The organism is Bartonella sp. AA9NXGY, from assembly GCF_042196845.1.
In the GTDB taxonomy this organism is placed as follows: domain Bacteria; phylum Pseudomonadota; class Alphaproteobacteria; order Rhizobiales; family Rhizobiaceae; genus Bartonella.
In genome coordinates this window covers 214,449-239,757 of sequence record NZ_JBHIRB010000002.1, presented here as the reverse complement: position 1 = coordinate 239,757, position 25,309 = coordinate 214,449, and the positions used below count along the sequence as shown (strand labels likewise).

Sequence of the window (25,309 nt, the reverse complement as noted above, 5' to 3'; positions counted from 1 at the left end):
TAAAAGCTCTACCAGAAGTTAGTGATAATGGCAAAAATCCTGTGATGATATTTGAAAAGATCGTTTATACTAGATCAGGTTATCTCAAGATCGAGAGGAGAGGAGCTTAAAAAGTATAAAATTCATGGAAATTCAACAGCAATTTCTAGGTGTACATAATGATAAGCATAGATCGACGCGAACTGGTGAATTGCAAACAATAAAAAATCCTGCAAATGCTGAGCTTTTTAAACTATGTCATATCAAGCATATGAAAGTTCGTTTTAAATTAATGGCGGAGAGAGAGGGATTCGAACCCTCGATATGGTTTCCCATATACACGCGTTCCAGGCGTGCGCCTTCAACCACTCGGCCACCTCTCCAGAAGTTCGCACTATACCCAGAAAGAAATAACGTGCAAGTCTAAACTATACATTCAAAACCCAAAAAACAAATTCATTTATTAAAGTAAGAGCTTTTATCTGTTGAATAACAAGCACATCCCTTCTTTTTAAGAAAAAACTTTTTTCGTGGATAGGTTTGTAGAATACAATAATGAGAATAAAAAGATTGTCACCAGTTATAAACTTTCATGCTCATTTACGCACTTTCTGCTTCACAAAAAAATACTTCTCTTAAAATTAGCATACAGACCATAGTTTTACACAACCAAATAATTAAAATCACTTACTTATACGTCATAGGAAGGGATGGTATGTGGGGGAAGAACATTTTAAGAGAGGATAAGCGGCTCTTATGCATTTTCTTAAATAGCACGAATTTTTGCAACATTGAGAGCTGTAAAATAGCGTGATGGTATCAGTTTTCTCTTTCATAGGATTACATAATAAGCCCTATTCTAAATCCTCTATTCAATTTCACGCTTCTATATTTAGTTGATACTAAAGAAAATAAAATTCAGAAAAAAACTTTGCATTTTTAATTTAATATGTATGAATATATTTTATTTTCTAAAATGAAAAAATAGTCTCATTTTGATCAAATACAAAATCATAAAAATGCAAACCTGTTTTCATTTTTACCATATATTTTTAAATTCAGCTTTACAGTTTTCAAAATATCTAAAGTAGTCTCCATTATTTAAAAAAATTACGTATTACTTTATACTTTTGATTATCGCATTCTTTAAGCGTGATATGGTCTCATCACAAAACAGAATACTCTAAAAATACTATTTTCTTTCTCATCCACACGTTTGTAAAAAAACATCTCTTAAAGCTTGCCACATCTACCTCATACGGTATCTATGAATGGTATAAAATCTATTGGATAACATCATCTTTCCTTAAATAAAAAGTAAAAGCCAAGTACTATCACGCTATTTGTCGCCTAATGTTACAATATCTATTGCTATTTGAGAGAATGCATAAAAGGAATTTATTCTTTCTTAGAGTGTTTTTATCCATACATTACTCCTCCTTGTAATGTATAAAAGAGTAATTTTTATTAATTAAATATAGAGAAATTTAAAACGAAAAAACCCTACAATATTCAGGTTTCTCATTATGTAAAACGATAAATTACCATTATAAATTAATATACTGTATTAATGTTTTACAACACTAAAGATCTGATTAGTCTGCAAAATGCAGCTCGTTCTTTCCCCTTAATGTTCTTTATTACCTTATATCCTTGCTTAGAGCACGTACAGCTCGTGCAGTTTCACATTGTAATGCTTTTTGTGCTAAAATTTTCATATCTTCAAAACTATGAGTCTGTAAACACGCCTTTACTGGAGAAATATCGCAAGATATCATAGAAAGCTCATTAATTCCCAATCCAGTCAAAATCATTGCACCAAAAGGATCTCCAGCCATACCACCACATACACTCACCCAACACTTATGTTGTGCAGCTCCCTGAATAGTCTGATAAATCATACGCAAAACTGCTGGATCAAGGCTATCAGCTTCAGACACAAGGTACGGATTTTGCCGATCAACAGCCATTGTATACTGTGTTAGGTCATTGGTTCCAATTGAAAAAAAATCAACATGGGCGCTTAATACATCTGCCATAATGGCCGCTGCTGGAACTTCGATCATAATACCAAGTTTTAATTTTGGTGCATCAACATCGTTGCGGATTTCCTCTGCAATCTTTTTTATAGCGACAATCTCTGAAACAGACATGACCATCGGAAACACAATCCATAGATCTCCACCCTCTTTTGCCGCTCGATATAAAGCACGTAATTGAGGCACCAAAAGATCACGTCGACGTAACAAAAGCCGCGTTCCTCGAACACCTAAAAAAGGATTGTCCTCTTTAGATAAATGTAAATGCGTAACCTGTTTATCTCCACCAATATCAAGTGCACGAATAATTAATGGCTTATCTCCTACAGCTGTAATCATCGCCCGATATATATTAAATTGTAGCTCTTCATCTGGAATATATGGATTCTCTAAAAACAAAAATTCCGTGCGCATGAGTCCAACACCTTCAGCCCCTAAATCAAGCGCAACAGGAACCTGATTTGCGTAGTTGACATTAGCCATGATACGAATTCTTTGACCATCTGTCGTTTGCGCTGGTAATCTACATGCATTTATTTCACTGACACGTTTTTGCGCAACAGTATCAATATGCCTTTGAGCATCTTCAACGTCTTCAAGCGTAGGATTAAGGTAAATAAACCCGTTATCGCCATCAATAATAGCCTGAATATCAGACTGAATTGCTAAAATATCATCACCTGCAGCAACAACCATTGGAATACCAAGAGTACGCGCCAAAATAGCTGTATGAGATAATGGACCTCCCCATGCTGTTGCTAATCCTTTTACCCTTGTACAATCAAGTTGTGCTACATCAGAAGGAGAAAGGTCATTTGTAACCAGAATTACACCATGTGGAATATCATTTAAAAAGAACGATCTATAGGATGGATTGATTTCACCTAAAACACGTCGACCAACATCAACTAAATTAACAGCACGTGCTGCTAACAAAGGATTATCTACCTTAAAAAACATATCTGAAAATTGACGAACCGCTCTATCCCAAGACCAAGCGACACCATGACCTTCCGCTATAAAACGACAAGCTTGAGCTATTAAATTTTCATCTTCAAGCAAAACCATTTGCGCAGAAAAAATCGCAGCAGAATCTGCTCCCATACGCACTGTAATATCAGAAATCACAGATGCCATTTTATGTTTTGTTTTTGTAAGAGCATTTTCAAGACATGCTGCACCAGCTGCAAAATCAATTGGCTGATCTATTATGGAAATATCATTTTGCCTTAAAACAAAAATCTTACCAAATGCTAATCCTGAACTCGCTCCAACACCAGAAATGCCTTTTTGCATAGAGCGTGGATACCAACCATGAAAAGCCTTTGTTTGAGATTCCATTGCTCTCATCAGACATTTTTCACTAATACTCACTTTTTTTGCAATAGCAATGGCATCATTGAGAAGTTGTGCTCCTTCTGTAGCATCTGTAGAAAAAATCAGAACATCACCGTTTTTTGCTCCTAATTGCAATAAACCAACCAAATTTTTCATTTCAACGGTATATTGACCATGGCGAACTCTGATAGAGTTTTGAGCCTTTTTCGCAAAATCAACCCATAGAGAAGCTGGTCGTGCATGAAGACCACTTGGATAATCTAAAGTCCATTCCTGACACACCGAAAGGTCACCAATAAAAGTTTTTTCTATCTTCATCTCTTGGTCAAACAAAGTTGTAACAATTTGCTGTTTGTCCATAGTTGTTGCAAGTACTTCAAGCTGTTTTTTATCAAATAAAAGAGACGTCAATTTTTTACAAATTTCTCTATAGCGATCTGGACACGCTGCAATGGCAATAACCAAATATGCTTTCTTGCCATCCTGCCACTCAACACCAGCAGGCACCTGTATAACAGCAACAGCATCCTTGATAATTAAATCACGATTTTCAGCCATACCATGAGGAATGGCTATACCATTTCCAAGCCAAGTATTGGTTGTTTCTTCACGTGCAAGCATACTTGCCAGATAACACTTATCAACTGCACCAACCTGCACAAGCAATTCAGCAGCAGCATAAATTGCATCATTTTTATGATCAAAAGCAGCTGCAAGTTGTACAGATCTTATAGACAAGATTTCACCATCAGTAAAATCTACATTCATTGCTTCTGCTTTCTCATATCTCATCATGAATTCAAATTGCCTCACATTTGAACACCAATATCTCTGATACATTCCTTTTCAAAGCTGCATTTCCCAAAATACAAGCTATAAATACCACCACAGCTCTCTTTATATTTACAGAATATAGCTAAGTGAGGTGCTTAAATACCTCAATATAACCGATAAAACAATTAGATATTATTATCCACCTAAGTGCTTAAAACCATCATAAACAAGTCCGCCTCTTACTCTTTTACTTTACAAAGACAAAACCCCGTTTTTTACAGCACTAATCACCTGAAAAACTATGCTTTCAAAATGCTCTCATTATCCTAAGTTATCCAACATAACTTTTCACTATTCTCCCTACAAGAAAGCATCCTTCCCAATCATCCGTAACTTCAGCTAATATTTTAATTGATTCCTCAAAGTTTATTTAACCTATTATCCCTCTTTATAAGTTCATTACATAATTACAAATTGCTCCATGCAACTTATCATCTTTAAAATTCCGTGCTACCCATCTTATGATATCAAACTCTCGATATATAATATTTATATATTTTAAGCTACACCTTTACTTCAATCAATATCGCAAATACACAATGCCCTCTGTCGCACATTTGCAAAGTACGACATCCCCCCCCCAAGCACCATCACCAACTACTAAAATCAAGAAAAACTCTACAAATAAGATAAATAAAGTAAAAAATGAAAAGCAATTATTGCCTTAACCCTAGCTCTTATGCTTGTCTATTTTCAACAATACACAATAATAGTGAAATCAGAAAAAATATTCTTGAAGGGCGCTGATTGCAAGTTGGTTATTTTTATATCTTTAAACACCGTACTCCTTAAAAATATAATTTCACTCTCGATTTACCGAAAATTCCTTAATGCACGTCACTTTCAAAGTAGTTTTGACTACCTTCTTATGGATTTTTTATCCCTATGTCTTTTTAAATGAATAGCCCCACCTACCCACACTACCACCTAAAAACAGTATGACAACTCATCAATACCACAATGCCGATAAAAAGATCCATCTTTATCAAAATGATTACATCAATAATGCTCTCATTAAATTTCTCATAATTTTCTGAAAACAAACTGCTTCTCTTATAAGAAATTACTCGACGCTTCTTCATACATAAAAAGAAAGTCTCTCCTCACTGATTATTATACAGAAACTTATCAACAAACTCTATCATAATATCAATATGTTCAGTACTTAAATACTAACATAACAGCGCACAAACTTTTTCCCTCATTGAGAAAAGCCATTTCCCCGATTCTACCTTTTTATCTTCTACATTTATTATAGTACCAACGCAAAAAGGGAAAGATGAGATTCATCTTTCCCTTTGAATACTTATAAAACCACAACTACAATTCAATGAAATCCCGTTGATGGCTAGAGAGTGTTACAGATTACTCTGCTGCCTCCACCATAGGAATGACTGAAACATAGGAACGATTACCCGCTTTGCGTTGAAAAGAAACCTTTCCATTTGATAATGCAAAAAGCGTATGGTCTTTTCCAATGCCGACATTGTTTCCAGGATGCCAACGTGTACCACGCTGGCGAATAATAATATTTCCGGCAATAACGGTTTCACCACCAAATTTTTTAACGCCTAGACGTTTCGATTCTGAATCACGACCATTACGCGAGGAACCACCAGCTTTTTTATGTGCCATAGACGCTCTCCTTTAATCTTTCTTACTCTTTGATGCTACAGATGCTTTCTTCTGCGACGCAGTCTTTTTTTCAACCGTTTTTTTAGCCGTCTTCTCAACAGAAGCAGCAGCTTTTGTTTCTTTTGGTGTAGTTTCTTCTTCTTTTATAGGTTTCGCAGCAACTTTTTTAGGTTTTGAACCACCCATTAAAATTTCTAAAACACGAAGCCTCGTAAATTCTTGACGATGGCCACGCGTGCGTTTAGAATTTTGACGACGGCGCTTCTTAAATGCGATAACCTTGCGCCCACGTGCCTGTTCTAAAATCTCAGCTGTCACCAATGCATCAGCAACGACAGGGGTACCAATAACCGCATTACCTTCTTGCCCAACCATTAATATGTCATTGAATTCAACCACATCACCCGCATTTCCACTAACTTTTTCAACTTTTACCACTTGATTAGCAACAATGCGGTATTGCTTACCACCAGTTTTAATGACTGCGAACATTTTTTATCCTTCCGTTCACTCCAGCTCTTATTTAATTTCTGCCTTGAAATAAGGGAAAATAGGCTGCTTTTTATCAGTCGTAATAGATCCCAAAGAAGGATAAAACCTTCTTCAACACAAATATGCGCAGATTTCCCCACGCTTATATTTTGTATATATGAAGGAATTTCTATTCTCTGTCAATAAAGTCCCATAAAAAAGAAAAAAAGGTTGTACCAAAAACAATTGAAGGTTATCTACCCCTTATACACTCAAATAGTGCCGATTTTTGTTTCACTTTATTATGGAGAGATGGCTGAGTGGTTGAAAGCACCGCACTCGAAATGCGGCATAGGGGCAACTCTATCGGGGGTTCAAATCCCTCTCTCTCCGCCACAGTTTATAAAGCGATATTATTAAAACTGTCTTTAATCCTAGCTTTCCGGTTGTAGCTGTAGCTTGCCAGCGGGTTTTGTATATTTTGACACTAGGTTTTGTACCAATTTATTTTTTTCAAAGAGTTTTTAAGGGGTTCTCAAAGGGTCTTCAAAGACCTCTCAAAGGTCTTTATCGTTTTTGCGAATAAATTCTCATTTTTACAATTTTTGCACTTTTTTGATTTTCTGTTACATAAATCTAATCCAGATAATAAGAGAAGGCATAGTAAAATTAAAGAATTATCTCATATTTCTCTCTCATTCTACTTTTGCTTAGTTAGTACAAAACCTACTGTAAAATTATATTTATTTTGCACGTCTTGCTTGAATATGTGCTAGCAACCCTAATGTTGAACTATCACGATTATCCGCTTTACTTTCTCCACGAAGAATTGGTAGTAACTCGTTTGCTAATTCTTTACCAAGTTCAACACCCCATTGATCAAATGAATTAATATTCATTAAAATCCCTTCAACAAAAGTGCGATGTTCATAAAGCGCAATAAGACGACCGAGTGCAAAAGGTGTTAATGAATCTTGAACCAGCGTAATGCTGGGACGGTTTCCTTTAAAACTTCTATGACGTGCTAAATGGTCTGCTTCACCCTCATCAACTCCATTTTTTATCAAGATATGCCGAGCATCTTCAAGACTACGCCCCTTCATCAAGGCTTTTGATTGTGCTAAACCGTTTGCTAGCAACATCTCATACATAGAATGTAATTTTTTCTCATGCCCTTTTATAAATAAAATAAATTCTACAGGAATAATATCTGTTCCTTGATGCAGAAGCTGAAAAAAAGCATGTTGACTATTTGTTCCTGAATCCCCCCAAACAATTGGACCACTTGAAAAACTTAATGGTTTTCCATCCAGCGAGACTTGCTTACCATTTGATTCCATATCAAGCTGTTGTAAATAAGCTGGAAAATGTATTAAACGCTGTGCATAAGGAATGATCGAACGTGATGAATAACCACAAATAACACGATGCCAGAATCCTAAAAGAGCAAAACGAATAGGAATATTTTTATGCAAAGACATAGTTTTAAAATGTTGATCCATTTGCAAAGCACCATTGAGAAATTGGCGAAAATTTCCACCACCTACTGCAAACATAACAACAAGTCCAATGGCTGACCAAATTGAATAACGTCCTCCAACCCAATTCCAAAATTTAAAAACTCTTGTGGAATCTATGCCAAATTCTGCCACTTTATCAAGCGCACTTGAAACAGCAACAAAATGCGTACAAACGGCTTCTTCTCCTAAATGTGAACAAATCCACTGACGTGCAACTTGAGCATTGACCATTGTTTCAGCCGTTGTAAAAGTTTTAGAAGCAATGACAAACAGCGTTGTTGCTGGATTCAAAATAGAGAGAGTATCAGAAATATGGGCACTGTCAGCATTCGAAACAAAATGACACTGTGGACCATCATGATAAGGTTTTAAAGCATACGTGACCATTGCAGGACCAAGATCAGAACCACCAATACCAATATTGACAATATCACTTATTCTCTCGCCACTGCTTCCCTTATAGCTTCCATCACGCACCTTTTCAGAAAATCTTTCCATATCGTCAAGGACGTCTTGAATATCGCGAATAAGATTATGACCATCCAACATGAAAATTTCATCAGCAGGTAAACGTAATGCAATATGAAGAACTGAGCGTTTTTCAGTTGTATTAATCGCCTTACCAGAAAACATTGCATCACGCCGGCCTAACACATCTGCTGCGACCGCTAAATCATCTAGAAGTTGCAATGTTTTAAATGTCACACCACATTTTGAAAAATCGAAAAGAAGATCATCAAGTCTGAGAGAAAAATGGGAAAAACGCTGTTCATCTTCTACAAAATGCCGACGAATATCATAGACCCCATCCTTTGCAGCATGGTTTCTTAAAGCTTTTAATGTGGCTTCAAAAGCCATTTCATTTCGAATCGAAAAGCTATCTCCCATAAGCTTATCCTATACGGTTATTGATAATGAAATCTATGCCCAAACAATAACAAAGCAGAAAACACCTCCTTTATTGCTCGCTATTTTTACTGCTCACATAAAAATGAAAGAATATACAAAATAAAAGGATAAGATCCGAAAATGATATTTTTACAAGAATAAACTTTCAAATCTTTTCTATCATATACGTCATTTAACTTGATTGAGTTCTTTTGTTAAACGTAAATCTTCTTCTGCTTTTGGTCTTATAAAACGCCCTAAAAAAAGATAAACAACCGGTGTGACATAAAGCGTAAAAATAGTTGCTAAACCTAAGCCACCCACGATAACCCAACCTAAAGCTATACGCGCCTCTGCGCCAGCACCTTTGGCTAAAACCAAAGGAATACCTCCTAAAATGGCACAAATCATTGTCATACAAACTGGACGAAGGCGAATGTTTGCTGCTTCTTCTACGGCTTCACGCACGCTTCTTCCCTGATCACGTAATTGATCTGCAAATTCAACAATAAGAATACCATTTTTTGCCATAACACCAATTAACAAAATTAATCCAATTTGGCTGTAAATATTCAGACTCACACCACTCAATAGCATAGCAATTACAGCACAACCAATCCCTAATGGGACAGTGGCCATGATAATAAATCCTGAAATAAAGCTTTCAAACTGAGCAGCCAAAATCAATAAAATAATCAAAAAGGCAATGCCAAAAACAATCATAAAACTGGAGGATGTTTCATTAAGTGTTTCAGCTTCCCCTAAGGGAACTACATAGGTCCCTTTCGATAACAAAGGAGAAGCAATTTTCTGTACCGTTTGGTAAGCTTCCCCTAAAGCAATACCCGGAGCAAGATTTGCGCTTAAAATAACAGCACTCATGCGTTTTTCCCGTTTTAATTGGGGAGAGATAGCTTTTTCATGTAAACGCGCAATAACCGATAAAGGAACATATCGATTGTCTTTGGTCTTTAAAAAAATGTTTTCTAAATCATTAGGACTCTTCATAGAATTTTTACGCGACATCAATTTAACATCGTAAGAATGATCATCCACGTTAATAGAACCAATCTTTTTACCATCCAACATTGCTTGTAATGTATCGCCCAAATTGGTGATATCAATCCCTAAATCGGAGGCTTTTTTTCGGTTGATTTCAATGAAAAATTGCGGTTGTGTTGCATCAACAGTAAGGCGTGGGCGAATAAAACGCGGATCATCTTGTAAAGTACTCACCAGCTTATCAGCAATGGGTTGTAATGTTGCATAATCATTGCCAAGAATTGCAAACTGTAATCCTTGCCCAGTTCCTCTCACACCCAAAGAATTTCCCTGCGCAGCAAACACAAAAACTGCGGGAAACTGTTTAACTTTTTCATTAATATCTTTCACGATTTCTTGCTGACTCCGTAAACGTTTATCCCAAGATGAAAGCAATAAAATTAAAAAAGCAGTATTGGGTGAACCGCCAGCACCCGCAATAGAGTAACTGTTAGCAATCTCCCCTGCATCACGTAATGGCTGTAGACTTGCTTCAATTTGCTCTATTTGCTCGTTCAAATATTGTGTTGAAATACCTTGTGGTCCATTAATAACCAAAAAGATCACAGCTCTGTCTTCTGCTGGCGTTAATTCCTGTTGTAGCTTCGTATAGCCTCCAACACAAAGACCCGCAAAAATAAGTGAAGCAAAAACAACAGCCCAAGGCTTTTCTAAACACTTATGCAAACTGTAAGTATATGCCTTATGAAAAAAAGTACCTAATTTATATAAAAAAGCAAAATGATGGGACTCTTCCTCTTTCTCCTCAATATGTTCTTTGAGAAAACGCGAAGCCAACATGGGACAAAGCGTTAAGGCAACAACTGAAGAAAGCAAAATAGAAATTGCCAAAACAAAACCAAATTCTCTAAAAAGACCTCCAACTTGCCCAGGAAGAAAGGAAATAGGAACAAACACAGCCACTAAAGTCAATGTTGTTGCTAAAACAGCAAAAAATACTTCACGTGTTCCTATCACCGCCGCAGCCCTAGACCCTAAACCCATGTTGCGCCACCGAACAATATTCTCAAGAACAACAATAGCATCATCCACAACAAGCCCTGTTGCTAAAACAAGTCCTAAAAATGTGAGAATATTCAATGAAAATCCTACAAGATAAATAGCTGCAATGGTACCAATCAAAGCGACAGGAAGAGATACAGCAGGTATCAGTGTTGCACGAATGTCTCTGAGAAAAAGAAAAATGACTAAGATAACACTCAAAATAGCAATAACCAACGCAACTTCAACCTCATGAAGAGCGCTTTTAATAAAAATTGCATCGTCATTAATAACGTCTATATGTACAGAAGAAGGAACAATACTTTTGAGATTATCAACAACGGCTCTCACACCTTCAGAAATATTAAGAGTGTTGGATTGTGCTTTACGCACAATCCCTAATCCAATACCTGTCTTTCCATTAATACGAAGAATAACCGTTTCTATATCCGGCGATAAAGTAACATGCGCAACATCACCAAGATGCACACGAGGCTTTAAAACAACTTGTTCAAAAGATTCTGGTGTTGTTAAACGTGCAGTAGCACGCACAACTAAAGTTTGTTTAGAATTGCGTAATGATCCTACTGGCACATCCGTTGTCATATCAGCAAGAACACGTGAAATATCTGCTACAGTTAATCCATAACTGGCAAGTTTTGCTTGATCTATATCAATCTGAAAAATCTTTGTGCGAGCACTATCGACCTGTACATCACCAACACCATCAACAGCAGAAATTGCATCAACAATCTGATCGTTTACAATCGTGGTTAAATCATCAACACTCATTGTTGGTGACGTCACAACCAAATACATCATGGCAGCAGCATTCGAATCTGCTTTAATAATCAAAGGCGAATCCGCATCTTTCGGTAAAGAATAGGTAATACGGGAGAGAGCATCACGAATATCAGATGCTGCAACATTCAAATCAACACCAACATTAAAATTAATCTGCACACGGGAGCGCCCAAAAGAAGACGTTGAAGAAATCGTCTTAACACCTGAAACACGAGAAACAGCATCTTCTATAATTTTTGTAACTTCACGATCAATTGTTTCTGCCGACGCACCTGAAAACACCGTCACAATCGTTGTTACGGGAGTATCAACATCGGGTAATTCTCTTACATCAACATTTAACCATGCTGCAAATCCTGCAATGATGATCATAGCATTTAAAACAAAAGTAAAAACCGGTCTGCGAATAAATAAGGTAATGAGACCACCTTGCTCGACCTGTGACATCGGCTGTTTTGTGCTCAATTCTTGGCTCATTGTATATCCGTTCCGTAAACTACTGGTAATTGCTGTTGATGAGACTTTGGGTCATCAATCATTACTTTACTTCCTGGATAAAGCATTTGTACTCCTTGAATGACAACTTGATCACCATTTTCTAGGGGTGCTTTTACGAAAACTTGATCTGCTTTATGCTGAATAATTGATACGGGTATAGCCTCTACTTTCCCTTCTCTCACACGCCAAACGAATGACCCTTTACTATTCCATTGAACTGCAAGAGGATTAACGACAGGAAAAGAACCACCATGAAATTGCAAGGCAACAGAAAAAGACATACCAGACATGAGCGTATCTTTTTCATTATTGATTTCAACCTGAGCATGAAGTGTGCGACTTTCTGGATCAACGATATTATCAATCGCATAAATATGACCAACAAAAGATCTATCTGGCTGCGCGATTAACGTTGCCGTTACCTCATCTCCTTTATGGATGCGCGACACATACCGTTCAGGGGCCCATATATCGACCAAAATACGTTCTCTATTCTCAATACGGCCTATTACAGTATTAAGGGTCACGTTATTCCCTGCATCAACGGGCAAAATACCAACAACTCCAGGAATCGGTGCACGAATTGTTCGCCGATCGAGATCTAATTCAGCATTACGCAAAACTAAATTTGCGTTATCCAACTCTAAGCGTGCTGTAATTTCTTGAACTTCCGTTGCTGTATTGCTGGCACGTAACTTAAGAATACGCGAAAGCGTTAACGCATTATTATCACGTTGTACTTTTGCTTTTGCAGCCGCTATTTCCTCTTTTTTAGAATCAAGCTTTGCAATCACATCACCTACTTGTACTTTTGTACCCGCTGACACAAAAAGCTTATCAATAACACCTGGAGATAAAGGGGTAAGCTCGACTTCTGCAAGTGCTTGTCCACTCCCAAGAACGTTAAGTTGTTCATAAAAATCTTGAATTTTTACAAGATCAACGACAACCTTTACCGGTGGCCTTCCCATTTTTTCATTTGAAGCTTTATCCGATACTCTTGTTTTATCCACCATAGAAATGGGTTGGTCTGCACTCTTTTTTCCAGCCCAATAAGTAACCGTTAAAACAACGATTAAAAACACTAATGGAAAGCTCTTTTTTAATAACGCCATACATCCGCCCTTGCTGTGTCATGTTCATCTGAAATAGTTTTCAACAGTAATACCGGCGTTTTACACAAAAACCCAACAGCGGGTGTGTATATCTTATCCCCACCGCAAAAAACACATCTCATCTCTGCTTGACTATCTTTCATAGATTAAAACGTCAAGTTAACTATCGTTCATATTGCTTTGTATGGTCATGACAAAAAAATGTTCATATCAAAACCAACTGAAGCCATAATATATTATATCCTTTTTTAAAATATATCATAAAAAAAGAGAGATTTTTTTATGACGACTCAAGTTTCACTTGCATTTCTTTAATGAAACGATTAGGAACCCTTTGTCTTAGACAATGTAAAAAATTGAAATGTATGCACCCGTAGCTCAGCTGGATAGAGCACCAGACTACGAATCTGGGGGTCAGGAGTTCGAATCTCTTCGGGTGCGCCATCTATCAATATCTTACTTATAAAGTCAGACTTTTTAAATTCTTTATTTTGTGATTTATTTTTACCTATCTTTGTATTTTGTTATTTCATTCTGTTGTGAGTCGTTTCTTTAGCCATTTTGCTAGAATAAGATGTTATGAGTCCTTCAATTCAGCTCTAAGGTGCTTTTATTAGCTTATAATCGTAGCGATTGCATGAGTAGCGTATGTTGTTGTTTTCTTTTTTCAATCTATGCGCTTGTTTTTGGTCTCTTCCGGATTATACTCTCTACTCAGTTAGGTAATTTTTTACGTGCTTATTTCTAATTGTTTCATAACTGGATGTTTCTGGATATTTTATTCCTAGCAGTCCCATCTTAAGAGGGACTTCAGATGTGCCGCCATAAATTCCGGTTTACCACCATGTGAAACTTTTTCAGTGTGTTGTTGGAAAGAATAAATAAACTACTTCTCAAACGTACTACTATGAAACACTTATGGTATCCATTAATATCATCAGCATTTGTTGCAAACCACAGCTTCTTTTTGTAATATTTTTAATTGAATTAAACGTATTTTTACTGCTTAAAAGCAAAGTGATTCTTTTTCCTAAAAAACAATAAAACTCTTCTTGTGCTTCTTTAGCATTATCTCTTGCATGGCATATCAACGATTTCTATGATATCTTAATATTTTTCTGTTCTTTATGAATTTTTCTAATTAATCCATGGGGTACAGATCCCAAACATTAATAAAAGCTGAATTTAAAGAATTTTTCCATGCCTAAAACTGATATTGAAATTGCTCGCACTGCTAAAAAGCAACATATTATTGAAATTGCACAAAAAATTGGTATCTCACATGAAAATCTCATTCCCTATGGTCATGATAAAGCTAAAATTTCTTCTGAATACATAAAATCGCTTAATAAAAATCCAGATGGTAAACTTATCCTTGTCACAGCTATCAATCCCACACCTGCCGGAGAAGGCAAAACAACAACAACTGTTGGACTAAGTGATGCTCTTAATCTTATTGGTAAAAAAACAATAGCTACCTTGAGAGAACCATCTTTAGGTCCCTGTTTTGGTGTAAAAGGTGGTGCTGCTGGTGGTGGTTATGCACAAGTCATTCCAATGGATGACCTTAATTTACATTTTACCGGTGATTTTCATGCTATTACATCTGCTCATAATCTTCTTGCCGCAATGATAGATAATCATCTTTATTGGGGAAATACTCTAAACATTGATCCACGTCGCATTGTTTGGAAACGCGTTCTTGATATGAATGACCGTGTATTGCGCGATATTGTCATTTCATTGGGGGGCATAACAAATGGTTTTCCACGCCAAACAGGTTTTGATATTACTGTTGCATCAGAAATTATGGCGCTTCTTTGTCTCTCTGAAAATTTAGAAAACCTTACACAAAGACTCAAAAAAATTATTGTTGCTTATCGTTATGATAAAACGCCCATCACCGTTGCTGATCTCAATGCGGAAGGTGCAATGGCAGTTCTTCTCAAAGATGCTATACAACCCAATCTCGTACAGACAATTGAAAATAATCCTGTTCTCGTTCATGGAGGACCTTTTGCCAACATTGCTCATGGTTGCAATTCAGTTATAGCAACAAAAACTGCTTTAAAACTTGCTGATTATGTTGTCACAGAAGCAGGGTTTGGAGCAGATCTTGGAGCAGAAAAGTTCTTCAATATCAAATGTAGGCAAGCAGGTATTGTACCAAATGCTACAGTGATCGTCGCAACTATTCGTGCATTAAAAATGAATGGTGGTCTGGATAAAAATAACCTGACAGAAGAAAATATCACCGCTTTAGAAAAAGGAGCTGCCAATCTTTTACGACACATAAAAAATATGAAGCACTACGGTATTCCTTGTGTTGTGGCTATCAATCATTTTGACAGCGATAGCGATGCTGAAATAAAAACATTACAAAAAATAGTTGCAACAACTGGACACAAAGCTATTATCTGTAAGCATTGGGAACAAGGTGGAAAAGGCGCTATAGAACTTGCACAAGAACTCGTTACCTTGATTGAAAAGCACGATTCTGATTTTAAAGTTCTCTATCAAGATGATATTCCACTCGTTCAAAAAATTAATTGTATTATAACAAAGCTATACGGTGGACGTGGCGCCATCATCTCAGCCCCTATTCTCAAACAACTTGAAACTTGGGAAAAAGAAGGTTTTGGCGTCTACCCTATTTGTATGGCCAAAACACCTTATTCTTTTTCTTCTGATCCCAAGCAATACGGAGCTCCTGTTGATTTTGAAATTCCCATACGAGAAGTTCGTCTCTGTGCGGGAGCCGGCTTTATTGTTGTCATTTGTGGAGATGTTATGACCATGCCGGGACTACCCCATTATCCCACGGCTGAAAAAATTCATCTTGACGAAAATGATCAAATACAAGGACTTTCATAAGTTTATAATCATGAAATCTATCATTCATTATAAAAAGCATTTTATTACAAAAAAAATAGAATTTTTAAAAGCGATATAGACAAATGTCTTATTTATATGGTATAAGTTTCTGTCCTTTTGGATATGCCTTTAAAAGGACGTAGGTTTTCCTATTATTTGTGACACTGAAAAAAGCAGGATAAATAGTGCAAGTACTCGTTCGTGATAATAATGTTGATCAAGCGCTCCGCGCGTTGAAAAAAAAGATGCAGCGTGAAGGTATCTTCCGTGAAATGAAAATGCGTAGTTATTATGAGAAGCCATCTGAGAAGCGTGCTCGTGAAAAAGCTGAAGCTATTCGTCGTACACGCAAGCTTGCTCGTAAGCGTGCACAAAGAGAAGGTTTTGTTAGTAACGGACGAACTGTTGCGGTAAAGTAATATACTTTATGATATTATATAATTGCATAAGCAATAGATAGTAAGCTACTAGAAAATTTTATCTTCATAGGCGATTGCGATGAATTGCGTGTGTGTATTTTTTTGTATACAATGTTATCTAATATGTTAGTTATTTGAAAATAATAAGGTTTCTATCATAGAGGTGGTTTTTATTTCACTCTTATATTTCAAAAAATAGATAACAAACTACACTTTAGATATTTAAGCGACTTTTTCCTATGTAAATTGAGTGCGGGATGTTTTATTATCACTTCTCGCTATAATTTTTTCCTTCTGGATATCTCTTAAATAACCGCTTCTTATGTATAAATTTCATGATGAATTTCTTTTTTGTCATTAAATATTCTACATCTTTCGATCATCCTAGGTCTTTTTACAAAACAAAAACAACTATCGCCATATGCGATTGTGTGTAAGTATATGATATTAAATGCATAATCCTCTTTACCTTCAGTTATGTAACAAAACGATATAATTCCATAACTTTTATATCCCTTGATTCTGTCTCTCTAAAGGATGACGAATTTCAACCACTGCACTACAGATTCTTTTTTCTTGATAAAATTCTTCTATTCATCACTTATGTAATTACCCTCATCAGTGTATCGAATAAGCCTTTCTATTTCATTCAACTTTCTTCTATACTGAGTTAGAGAAAAGAAAATTGATAATAAACAGAGAAAACACTGTTTTTTAATATGGATGAATGTGCCTTTTATTACCATTTTTGATGGAAATGTTTTTAAAATTTAAATAACGAGTTAAAGTTTTTAACGCGGAGATTTTTTATTATAAGTAATCATTTTTCATATTAAGTAATAATTCTTAATAACATAAAATTTCTCAACACCTTCTCATATTGAATCAATGAAGATTATTTTCTTGTACATCATAAGCGGGATTCGTACGCAAATAGAATAAAAGCTATTTAAGAAAAAACAAAAAGGCTTCCTATGAACACCATAAATAATAGGAACTGCATAACATTGAAAGCTGGTAAATAGAACAATGGAGCCAGCTTATCTACTAATACGGATAAGCATTATCATGGCATAAGATTATAGCAAATTTTATAAAATGGATTATCACGAAAAAGTGTTCTGTTAGCCCTTCATATATCAATCTACTCTATAATGTTGCTCATATTTTTACGCTTAAATGTTTCATTCATCGTATTATTTGGTTCATTTAAAATTTCTTTTCAAGCTATACAATAACCCCTTCACTGAACAGTTTTTTGTTCATAATATGTATACCTATATTTTTATTTCGAAAAATAAACCCAGAAAAGAGATACAAGCTTTTGTTTTCCTTATTTTGATATTTTTGTAGCAATTTTCTCATCGTTTAGATCTCTTTAACGAGCAGTGTGTCATACTTTTTATCAGTTTCCAGTCTTATCTTTCAGATTTTAAATTTCCAATATATGATGAAATAAAGGAGTTCGGTGTGCAAAATTCTCGTTTGTTTCGCGTTTCAATACTCGCATCATGTATCTTAATAGCAACAGTCATTGTATTAGTTTCACCTCATTTGTTGCATGCACAAACATTTAATCAAAATTTAGGGCCCAGTGGTTTACCACTTCCGCGATTTGCTTCGATTAAACCCACCAGCGTTAATGTACGCGTCGGACCAGGAAGCAACTATTCTATCATTTTTACCTACAAAAAGAAGGGCTTACCTATTGAAATCATTCAAGAATATGATCAATGGCGCAAAATTCGTGATGCCGAAGGCGATGAGGGGTGGGTGTATCAATCGCTTTTATCGGGAAAGCGAACTGCTATAACTATTCCATGGCAAAAAGATAAAACTAAAAGACTAATGCTACGAAAAAATCCCACCGACAACGCAGAACTTGTGGCAGAAGTAGAACCTAATGTCATTGGTAATATCCGCCAATGTGATGGACAATGGTGCGAATTAAACATTAATAATACACGCGGATGGCTTCAACAACCCCAGTTATGGGGAATCTATCCTGATGAAAAAGTAAAAGTAAAAGGCTGGTGAATAATCAAACTCAACAAGTTTAATTTTTATTCCTCATTGAATATCCTCACTGCCTATCACAAGATTGATTTTTTGGTTTCAATCGCACGATTAAATCAACATGTGAAATTTCCATACCTTCTGGTGGCTTAGGCAAATTTCTAATAATGGGAGATTCTTCCAAATTGTAAGGAATATCAAGAATACGATTTTCACCTTCTATATAAAAATGGTAGTGATCAGAGGTATTTGTATCAAACCAAGTTTTTGAGCCTTCTACGGCAATAATCCGTAATAATCCCGCTTCCGTAAATTGATGAAGCGTATTATAAACCGTTGCTAAAGATACAGGTACACCTGCCTTCATCGCTTCCTCATAGAGCTCTTCAGCAGTAATATGACGATTTCCTTGAGAAAAAATCATATGTGCAAGTTCCAACCGCTGACGTGTTGGACGCAGACCATTTTGACGCAAACGTTTTTCTAACATAGAAATGGAATAATATTGCACAATTTTTCCACACTCTTTTGTGAACTGCTGCTCTTCATTCATATCTAAATTGTCTGCACTCACTGACATAATTACAAACCCAAATACATTCCTGCTAAATAAGATCAAAATACAAAAAAATGGGAATAGTATGGTGTAACCTTGTATTCCATTTTTAAATAATTACCTATGTAGAATACATAAAAAAAGGCTTTTGTCATTAAAAATGATATAAAATCATTTCCCTCTCTTTAAAATTTGCTCTAAAAGTAGGTTGGGAAAAGCGCAGAAATTAAAGATATATGCAAATAAATGGAGTAACAATGGCTGAACAAAAGTCTCGCTACACATATGAAGAGCTTCTAAGCTGCGCTCGCGGCGAAATGTTTGGTAGAGGTAATGCGCAATTGCCAGCACCGCCAATGTTGATGATTCATCGAATCACTCAAATTAGTGAAACTGATGGTAAATACGATAAAGGAATGGTTCGCGCCGAATTTGACATTACACCAGACATGTGGTTCTTTAATTGTCACTTTATAGGCGATCCCGTCATGCCAGGATGTCTCGGACTGGATGGTATGTGGCAATTAACAGGTTTTTTTCTTGGTTGGCTAGGCGAACCAGGTAAAGGAAGAGCAATATCAACAGGTGAAGTAAAGTTATCAGGGATGGTAACTCCACAAACCAAAATTCTTGAATATGAAATAGATTTTAAGCGTATTCGACGTGGAAATTTAGTCTTAGGAATAGCTGATGGGTGGCTAAAAGCAGATGGAGAGACTATTTATAAGGCGAACGATTTACGCGTTGCTTTATTCAAAGAAGATTGAACGTTATTTCCGTCAGAAAGAACTTTTCACTATTCTGTATGGAACGAGGAGGTATGAATGCGTCGAGTTGTTGTAACCGGAATGGGAATTGTCTCCGCAATTGGAAATAACCCTGGAGCTGTTTTAACCAGTTTACGTGAAGCAAAATCCGGAATTTCTTACGCACCTCAATATGCTGAATTAGGCTTTCGTAGCAGAGTTTATGGCAAGCCCGATATTAATATAGAAGAACTCGTAGATCGACGTGCTCTACGTTTTCATGGGCGTGGAACAGCATGGAATCATATCGCCATGGATCAAGCAATTGCTGATGCGGGTCTAGAACCGCATGAAGTATCGAACGAACACACGGGTATTATTATGGGTTCTGGAGGTGCTTCAACACATTCAATCGTAGAAGCTGCTGACATTACACGCCAAAAAGGCCCAAAACGTGTTGGACCTTTTGTTGTCCCTAAAGCGATGAGTTCTACAGCATCTGCAACATTAGCAACTTTCTTTAAAATAAAGGGGATCAATTATTCAATCTCTTCAGCTTGTGCTACCTCCAATCATTGTATTGGTAATGCTTACGAAATGATTCAATATGGTAAACAGAAGCGCATCTTTGCCGGAGGCTGTGAAGATTTGGATTGGACACTATCTGTTTTATTCGATGCCATGGGTGCTATGTCCAGCAGATATAATGACACCCCTCACAAAGCTTCACGTGCTTATGATGTTAATCGTGATGGTTTTGTCATTGCTGGAGGGGCTGGCGTTTTAGTCCTTGAAGATTTAGAACTTGCTAAAGCACGTGGTGCAAAAATCTACGGAGAAATCGTTGGATACGGTGCGACATCCGATGGACATGATATGGTTGCCCCATCAGGAGAGGGAGCAGAGCGGTGCATGCGCATGGCTCTTGCAACAATCAATAATAAAATTGATTATATCAATCCCCATGCGACAGCAACTCCTGTTGGTGATCCTCCTGAGATAGAAGCTATCCGTCGTGTCTTTGGAGCAGGTGATCAATGCCCCCCCATTTCCGCTACCAAGTCTCTAACAGGACATTCCTTGGGAGCAGCAGGTGTTCACGAAGCAATCTATACATTGTTAATGATGAATCATAATTTTATTTGTGAAAGTGCCCATATTGAAGAACTTGATCCAGCTTTTGCTGATATGCCAATCGTTCGTGAACGACGTGATCATCAACAACTGAATACCGTATTGTCGAATACTTTTGGCTTTGGCGGTACCAATGCAACGCTTGTTTTCCAACGTTATGTATAAACAAAAGCTCTTAGTAATTGAAAAAAGTACGGTCTTACGGAGAATAATATGAAAGGTTTGATGGAGGGCAAACGCGGCCTTATTATGGGAATTGCGAATGACCATTCAATTGCTTGGGGCATTGCCTGTCAGCTCGCACAAGCAGGAGCGGAATTAGCGTTGACTTATCAAGGAAATGCTTTTGGAAAACGTGTTCATCCCCTAGCAGATAAACTTGGCTGCAAATTAGTGCTAGAGTGTGACGTTGAAAAAAGTGAAAATATTGATTACGTCTTTGAGCAACTTGAAAAAGAATGGAAAACAATTGATTTTATTGTCCATGCCATTGGTTTTTCAGATAAAACTCAACTAAAAGGGCGTTACGTTGATGTTACAACACGTGAAAACTTTCAACGCACGATGGTTATTTCAGCTTATTCCTTTACTGAAATTGCCCAGCGCGCGGGTAAGCTTATGCCGAATGGAGGAGCACTTTTAACTCTTACCTATGGTGCTTCACAGCAAGTTGTGCCTAATTATAACATCATGGGTGTTGCTAAAGCAGCTTTAGAAGCTATGGTACGTTATTTAGCAGCGGACTTTGGTCCTCAAAATATTCGTGTCAATGCGATTTCCGCTGGTCCTGTTAGAACTTTAGCAGGTAATGGTATTGCAGCTGCACGGGCAATATTTTCACATCAACGCCGTAATGCCCCATTACGGCGTACCGTAGATATTCATGAAATTGGAAAATCTGCTCTTTATCTACTCTCTGACTTATCATCAGGTGTTACAGGTGAAATCCATTATGTTGATTCAGGCTATAACATCATGTCTATGCCAATACTTGAAGAACTGAAAAAAAGTGACGATTCCCAAGAAGAATAAAATTTATTTCATTGCACTAAAAAAGAAAATCAATCATGTACATAGTGCTTTAATCGGGTATTGAGTACTTTCTCAGCTATATAATAGTGTATTGACTTATAATAATATGACGTAAGGAATATGTGCAAATGTTTGTAAGAATAAGTCAATACAAAACCAGATGTACGATGCCTTGTTTCGCAAAATATTTTATAAAAGCCGGAATATTTCTTCAATCCATGGTTGATAAAGTGTGTATTTTATGACGTTATTTACCTTACTAAAGCATACGCTTTTGCCATTGCTTATAAATCAATATCCAACCCTCATGCCACCGCAGTTTGAAACAGAGATTAGAGAATTATTAAAACCCTTAGTTTCAGCTTTTGTGTAGCAAATTGAAAAAAATATTCCTACCGTTTGATTTATTCTTGAAACGCAAATACAATCTAATTTAGGATGAATATGAAGGCGTAAAGAAATCAATCATTAATCTTACTATTGTTCTTTAATGAAAGCATTGCTCTGATGTGTCAGGTAAAATAGAACACCCAAAAACACTATAGCTGTTTCTCCTTCATGCATTTTTTAAAGATATCTCTCAATGCACGCCATTCCATTTCACAATGGTACCTGTAGAACATATAAAAAATCCTTGTGAAGTACATAAAATCCTTTTTTTACCACCATTTTAATGTTTATACAGATGACAAACCGACACCGTCATTTTACTTGCCATGTTCTAATATTGAAACAACCCTTGACACTTGAGATGATTCATTAGAAGTATCTTTAATAATTTTTATCCACATACTAACCCGCTTGTGACAAGCAAACATATATTTTTAATTAACTCAATACAAAAATAAAATGAATTATTTATATAAATCAATTTTTTATCTTTATAATCACATTATTTTTCAGTTTAACTGACAGTCACAAACAAGTACAATAACATTTTTTCAATCTTAGACTTTCAAAGTTATAATTCCAAAAATCATTTCTTGCATATAAAAAACAGAATTGACATGTGAGAAAATAAAAGGCTTAAATATCTCTACTGAACAGCTTCAAGTGCCAAGAGCTGTTTCAACATTGGGGAGTAATGATGCTCGGCTTCCTCCTTCATAAACATAAAGATGGGGATGTGCACAATAGCTTTATCGGTTACACTATTCACAGTCACCGTCGCAAATTGGACTTAGGATTTTTAAGAGAGGTCTCTTTAAAACAAGCACGTGAATATATAACAGCAATCGTGTTTTTTTGGACGTTCTATTTTACCTGACACATCAGAAAAATGCTTTCATTAGAAAATGAGAAAAATAAAGGTGTGAGATAATCTCCATTATTTAAAAGATATTGCTTTAGATAGCGTAAAACTGAATTTAAAAATGATTGTAGAAATGGGAACAGATTTTCAGCTTTAAAATTTCATCTTCTTCCCAAATTAGATTGTCTTCTTGTTTTAAAGAATTACAAAAACAGAGATTCACAATATCCCTGCCCCGATATTCTTAGCTTATACGTTACATAAATAAGATGCTTCTACCTAATGAGTCTTGTACTATTCTGTTTGCAAATATCATTGTGAGATGAATTTAAGAGACAATAAAAATATCTTGTTCATTACATTACATAAACATGTGTAAGTGGAAACGATAATTTATCTTAAAAGAGATAGCTCTTAGACAAAAGCCAAAACTTTTATATTTCAGCCATGTTTCATAAAGAATCGAATGATATGAATCTATAATTTTCTGGAATATGACTGCCTTATACAACCATCAATAAAATCTATTTTATATGTCTATCATAGCATGTTTCTATTTTTTACGATTGGAATTATTAAAAAACAGGATATTATTGAATTTCGTCCTTGAGGGCGCGGCTTAGTAATGTGTTTGCCGCTTCAGTTATATTTTTACCACAATAGAGAATTTGATAAATTTGTTCTACAATGGGCATTTCTACCTCAATACGCTGCGCCAACGTATATACTTCCTTGGTATTTAAGTATCCTTCCACAACCTGACCAATTTGTTTTTCTGCTTCTTTTATATCTATTCCTTTACCAAGAAGTATTCCAAAACGGCGATTACGCGACTGATTATCAGTACATGTCAAAACCAGATCACCTAAGCCTGTCATTCCCATAAATGTGGAAAGCTCAGCACCCATAGCCTCCCCTAAACGACTGATTTCAGCTAGTCCTCGTGTGATAAGAGCTATTCGTGCATTTGCCCCAAAACCTATGCCATCTGATATTCCTGCACCAATAGCAATAACATTTTTGACTGCCCCCCCTAATTGAACACCAATCATATCTGAACTTTTATAAACTCTAAAACTTTTGTCACAATGAAAAAGTTGCTGCAATTCTTTACCAAACTCAACATCAGAAGCTGCTATCGTCATTGCAGTAGGCCAACCAATAGCTAGTTCTTGAGCAAAAGTTGGTCCAGAAAAAACAGCTAAAGGAATTTTTTCACCTAAAATCTCACGAGCAACCTCTTGTAAGAAACGTCCAGTACCATGTTCTAAACCTTTTGTAGCCCAAATAACGCGTGAATGCTGATCTAAATAAGGCTGAATATTATACAAAACTTGATGAAATACATGGCTTGGAACAGCGATTAATATATTGTGACTTGCCGTTATTGCAGTTTCAAGGGAAGCTTCAAGTAATAAATTTTCAGGAAATCGAACATCGGGTAAATATACTTGATTACAACGTTGTTCCTGTAATTCTTTGATATGTTGAGGACTATACCCCCAAAGTAAAACATTATGACCATTACGGGCAAGAGCTATCGCTAATGCAGTACCAAAAGAACCAGCACCTATAACTGTCATTGCAACGGTTTTCATTAAATTTTCTGATTATTCTCTAAATTTTTGATTTCAATTGCATATTATTATTACAATAATTTTAATGCTATCTTTAATATAAATTCTTTAAATCTAAAAATATTACTGCTTCGTAGCTTTTTTATCTCACACAATATAAAAATTTGTTTCGCACATTCTCTTTCTTTGTAGTAAATTTTACAAACATCACTTTTTGTATATTCTACAAATAGCTATTTGTCTCAAAAATTAAAGATTGGCTAAATACCCCACGGACTTTCTCTTTTAAATTAAAAGTATATTCAAAATAATGATACTCATTCCACTGATATCTTGTACTTATCTCCTGCTTTATATCCTACAAATTTCTTCTACGAAGCTGATACATGCCGCATCAGCTCCGTAGATATTTCTAACAACTACTCCACAGGAAACTGCGTATTTGGACCTTGCTCCATGGGAATTTCTGAACCAGGTGCTTGATCTACAGGAGTTTGCGTACTTAGACCCTGCCCCATAGGCATTTCTGAACCAGGTGC

At 36.1% G+C, this 25,309-nt stretch carries 14 protein-coding genes and 3 tRNA genes; 8 read left to right on the top strand and 9 right to left on the bottom strand.

Features of this window, described 5'->3' with window-relative positions; all coding sequences use genetic code 11:
• Positions 1–272 precede the first annotated feature (272 nt).
• The 4 genes from ACFIM6_RS02080 to rplU form a co-directional block, all read right to left on the bottom strand.
• Positions 273–362: transfer RNA gene (locus ACFIM6_RS02080), tRNA-Ser, on the bottom strand.
• A 1,257-nt stretch (positions 363–1,619) separates the two neighbouring features.
• On the bottom strand, positions 1,620–4,151 hold the full coding sequence (ptsP, locus tag ACFIM6_RS02075; RefSeq protein WP_375611446.1) for a phosphoenolpyruvate--protein phosphotransferase: 2,532 nt from the start codon (positions 4,149–4,151) through the stop codon (positions 1,620–1,622).
• Positions 4,152–5,555: 1,404 nt separating this feature from the next.
• Positions 5,556–5,825: a 50S ribosomal protein L27 gene (rpmA, locus tag ACFIM6_RS02070; protein WP_273723965.1), complete on the bottom strand. Its 270-nt coding sequence runs from the start codon at positions 5,823–5,825 to the stop codon at positions 5,556–5,558.
• 12 nt (positions 5,826–5,837) lie between these two features.
• On the bottom strand, positions 5,838–6,317 hold the full coding sequence (gene rplU / locus ACFIM6_RS02065; RefSeq protein WP_375611445.1) for a 50S ribosomal protein L21: 480 nt from the start codon (positions 6,315–6,317) through the stop codon (positions 5,838–5,840).
• Positions 6,318–6,602: 285 nt separating this feature from the next.
• Here rplU and ACFIM6_RS02060 point away from each other — a divergent pair.
• Positions 6,603–6,692 (top strand) — tRNA-Ser (locus ACFIM6_RS02060).
• A 347-nt stretch (positions 6,693–7,039) separates the two neighbouring features.
• On the opposite strand, the gene pgi is transcribed toward ACFIM6_RS02060, so the two are convergent.
• The 3 genes from pgi to ACFIM6_RS02045 all read right to left on the bottom strand — a co-directional run bounded on the left by pgi (position 7,040) and on the right by ACFIM6_RS02045 (position 13,164).
• Positions 7,040–8,704 (bottom strand): glucose-6-phosphate isomerase, encoded by a 1,665-nt coding sequence (gene pgi, locus ACFIM6_RS02055; protein ID WP_375611444.1) that lies wholly within the window; start codon positions 8,702–8,704, stop codon positions 7,040–7,042.
• Positions 8,705–8,893: 189 nt separating this feature from the next.
• A complete protein-coding gene (locus ACFIM6_RS02050; RefSeq protein ID WP_375611443.1) occupies positions 8,894–12,028 on the bottom strand; it encodes an efflux RND transporter permease subunit in 3,135 nt (1,044 codons plus the stop codon).
• Entirely contained in the window at positions 12,025–13,164 is a 1,140-nt protein-coding gene (locus ACFIM6_RS02045) for an efflux RND transporter periplasmic adaptor subunit (RefSeq protein WP_375611442.1), read from the bottom strand. Before ACFIM6_RS02045 ends, ACFIM6_RS02050 begins: the two co-directional genes overlap by 4 nt.
• Before the next feature lie 367 nt (positions 13,165–13,531).
• Here ACFIM6_RS02045 and ACFIM6_RS02040 point away from each other — a divergent pair.
• From ACFIM6_RS02040 to ACFIM6_RS02025, 4 genes are all read left to right on the top strand, one after another.
• Positions 13,532–13,608, top strand: a tRNA-Arg gene (locus ACFIM6_RS02040).
• 756 nt (positions 13,609–14,364) lie between these two features.
• Positions 14,365–16,038: a formate--tetrahydrofolate ligase gene (locus ACFIM6_RS02035; RefSeq protein WP_375611441.1), complete on the top strand. Its 1,674-nt coding sequence runs from the start codon at positions 14,365–14,367 to the stop codon at positions 16,036–16,038.
• Positions 16,039–16,223: 185 nt separating this feature from the next.
• Complete coding sequence (rpsU, locus tag ACFIM6_RS02030; protein ID WP_012754552.1) at positions 16,224–16,457, top strand: 30S ribosomal protein S21; 234 nt, start codon at positions 16,224–16,226, stop codon at positions 16,455–16,457.
• Between the two features lie 1,470 nt (positions 16,458–17,927).
• Complete coding sequence (locus tag ACFIM6_RS02025) at positions 17,928–18,494, top strand: SH3 domain-containing protein (protein WP_375611440.1); 567 nt, start codon at positions 17,928–17,930, stop codon at positions 18,492–18,494.
• A 46-nt stretch (positions 18,495–18,540) separates the two neighbouring features.
• Here ACFIM6_RS02025 and irrA read toward each other — a convergent pair whose 3' ends face one another.
• Complete coding sequence (irrA, locus tag ACFIM6_RS02020) at positions 18,541–19,053, bottom strand: iron response transcriptional regulator IrrA (RefSeq protein ID WP_375611439.1); 513 nt, start codon at positions 19,051–19,053, stop codon at positions 18,541–18,543.
• A gap of 233 nt (positions 19,054–19,286) precedes the next feature.
• On the opposite strand from irrA, the gene fabA reads away from it, so the two are divergent.
• From fabA to fabI, 3 genes are read left to right on the top strand one after another with little or no spacing between them, the layout of a single operon-like run.
• Entirely contained in the window at positions 19,287–19,796 is a 510-nt protein-coding gene (gene fabA / locus ACFIM6_RS02015) for a 3-hydroxyacyl-[acyl-carrier-protein] dehydratase FabA (protein ID WP_273722474.1), read from the top strand.
• Between the two features lie 57 nt (positions 19,797–19,853).
• Entirely contained in the window at positions 19,854–21,074 is a 1,221-nt protein-coding gene (gene fabB, locus ACFIM6_RS02010) for a beta-ketoacyl-ACP synthase I (protein WP_375611438.1), read from the top strand.
• A gap of 48 nt (positions 21,075–21,122) precedes the next feature.
• A complete protein-coding gene (gene fabI, locus ACFIM6_RS02005) occupies positions 21,123–21,941 on the top strand; it encodes an enoyl-ACP reductase FabI (protein WP_375611437.1) in 819 nt (272 codons plus the stop codon).
• 1,842 nt (positions 21,942–23,783) lie between these two features.
• Here fabI and gpsA read toward each other — a convergent pair.
• A complete protein-coding gene (gene gpsA, locus ACFIM6_RS02000; RefSeq protein ID WP_375611436.1) occupies positions 23,784–24,791 on the bottom strand; it encodes an NAD(P)H-dependent glycerol-3-phosphate dehydrogenase in 1,008 nt (335 codons plus the stop codon).
• Positions 24,792–25,309: the final 518 nt, after the last annotated feature.

What these genes read in the sequence shown, in the direction of transcription:
- ptsP (WP_375611446.1), bottom strand. Translation starts at nt 4,151, where the DNA reads ATGATGAGATATGAGAAAGCAGAAGCAATGAATGTAGATTTTACTGAT.
- rpmA (WP_273723965.1), bottom strand. Translation starts at nt 5,825, where the DNA reads ATGGCACATAAAAAAGCTGGTGGTTCCTCGCGTAATGGTCGTGATTCA.
- rplU (WP_375611445.1), bottom strand. Translation starts at nt 6,317, where the DNA reads ATGTTCGCAGTCATTAAAACTGGTGGTAAGCAATACCGCATTGTTGCT.
- pgi (WP_375611444.1), bottom strand. Translation starts at nt 8,704, where the DNA reads ATGGGAGATAGCTTTTCGATTCGAAATGAAATGGCTTTTGAAGCCACA.
- ACFIM6_RS02050 (WP_375611443.1), bottom strand. Translation starts at nt 12,028, where the DNA reads ATGAGCCAAGAATTGAGCACAAAACAGCCGATGTCACAGGTCGAGCAA.
- ACFIM6_RS02045 (WP_375611442.1), bottom strand. Translation starts at nt 13,164, where the DNA reads ATGGCGTTATTAAAAAAGAGCTTTCCATTAGTGTTTTTAATCGTTGTT.
- ACFIM6_RS02035 (WP_375611441.1), top strand. Translation starts at nt 14,365, where the DNA reads ATGCCTAAAACTGATATTGAAATTGCTCGCACTGCTAAAAAGCAACAT.
- irrA (WP_375611439.1), bottom strand. Translation starts at nt 19,053, where the DNA reads ATGTCAGTGAGTGCAGACAATTTAGATATGAATGAAGAGCAGCAGTTC.
- fabA (WP_273722474.1), top strand. Translation starts at nt 19,287, where the DNA reads ATGGCTGAACAAAAGTCTCGCTACACATATGAAGAGCTTCTAAGCTGC.
- fabB (WP_375611438.1), top strand. Translation starts at nt 19,854, where the DNA reads ATGCGTCGAGTTGTTGTAACCGGAATGGGAATTGTCTCCGCAATTGGA.
- fabI (WP_375611437.1), top strand. Translation starts at nt 21,123, where the DNA reads ATGAAAGGTTTGATGGAGGGCAAACGCGGCCTTATTATGGGAATTGCG.
- gpsA (WP_375611436.1), bottom strand. Translation starts at nt 24,791, where the DNA reads ATGAAAACCGTTGCAATGACAGTTATAGGTGCTGGTTCTTTTGGTACT.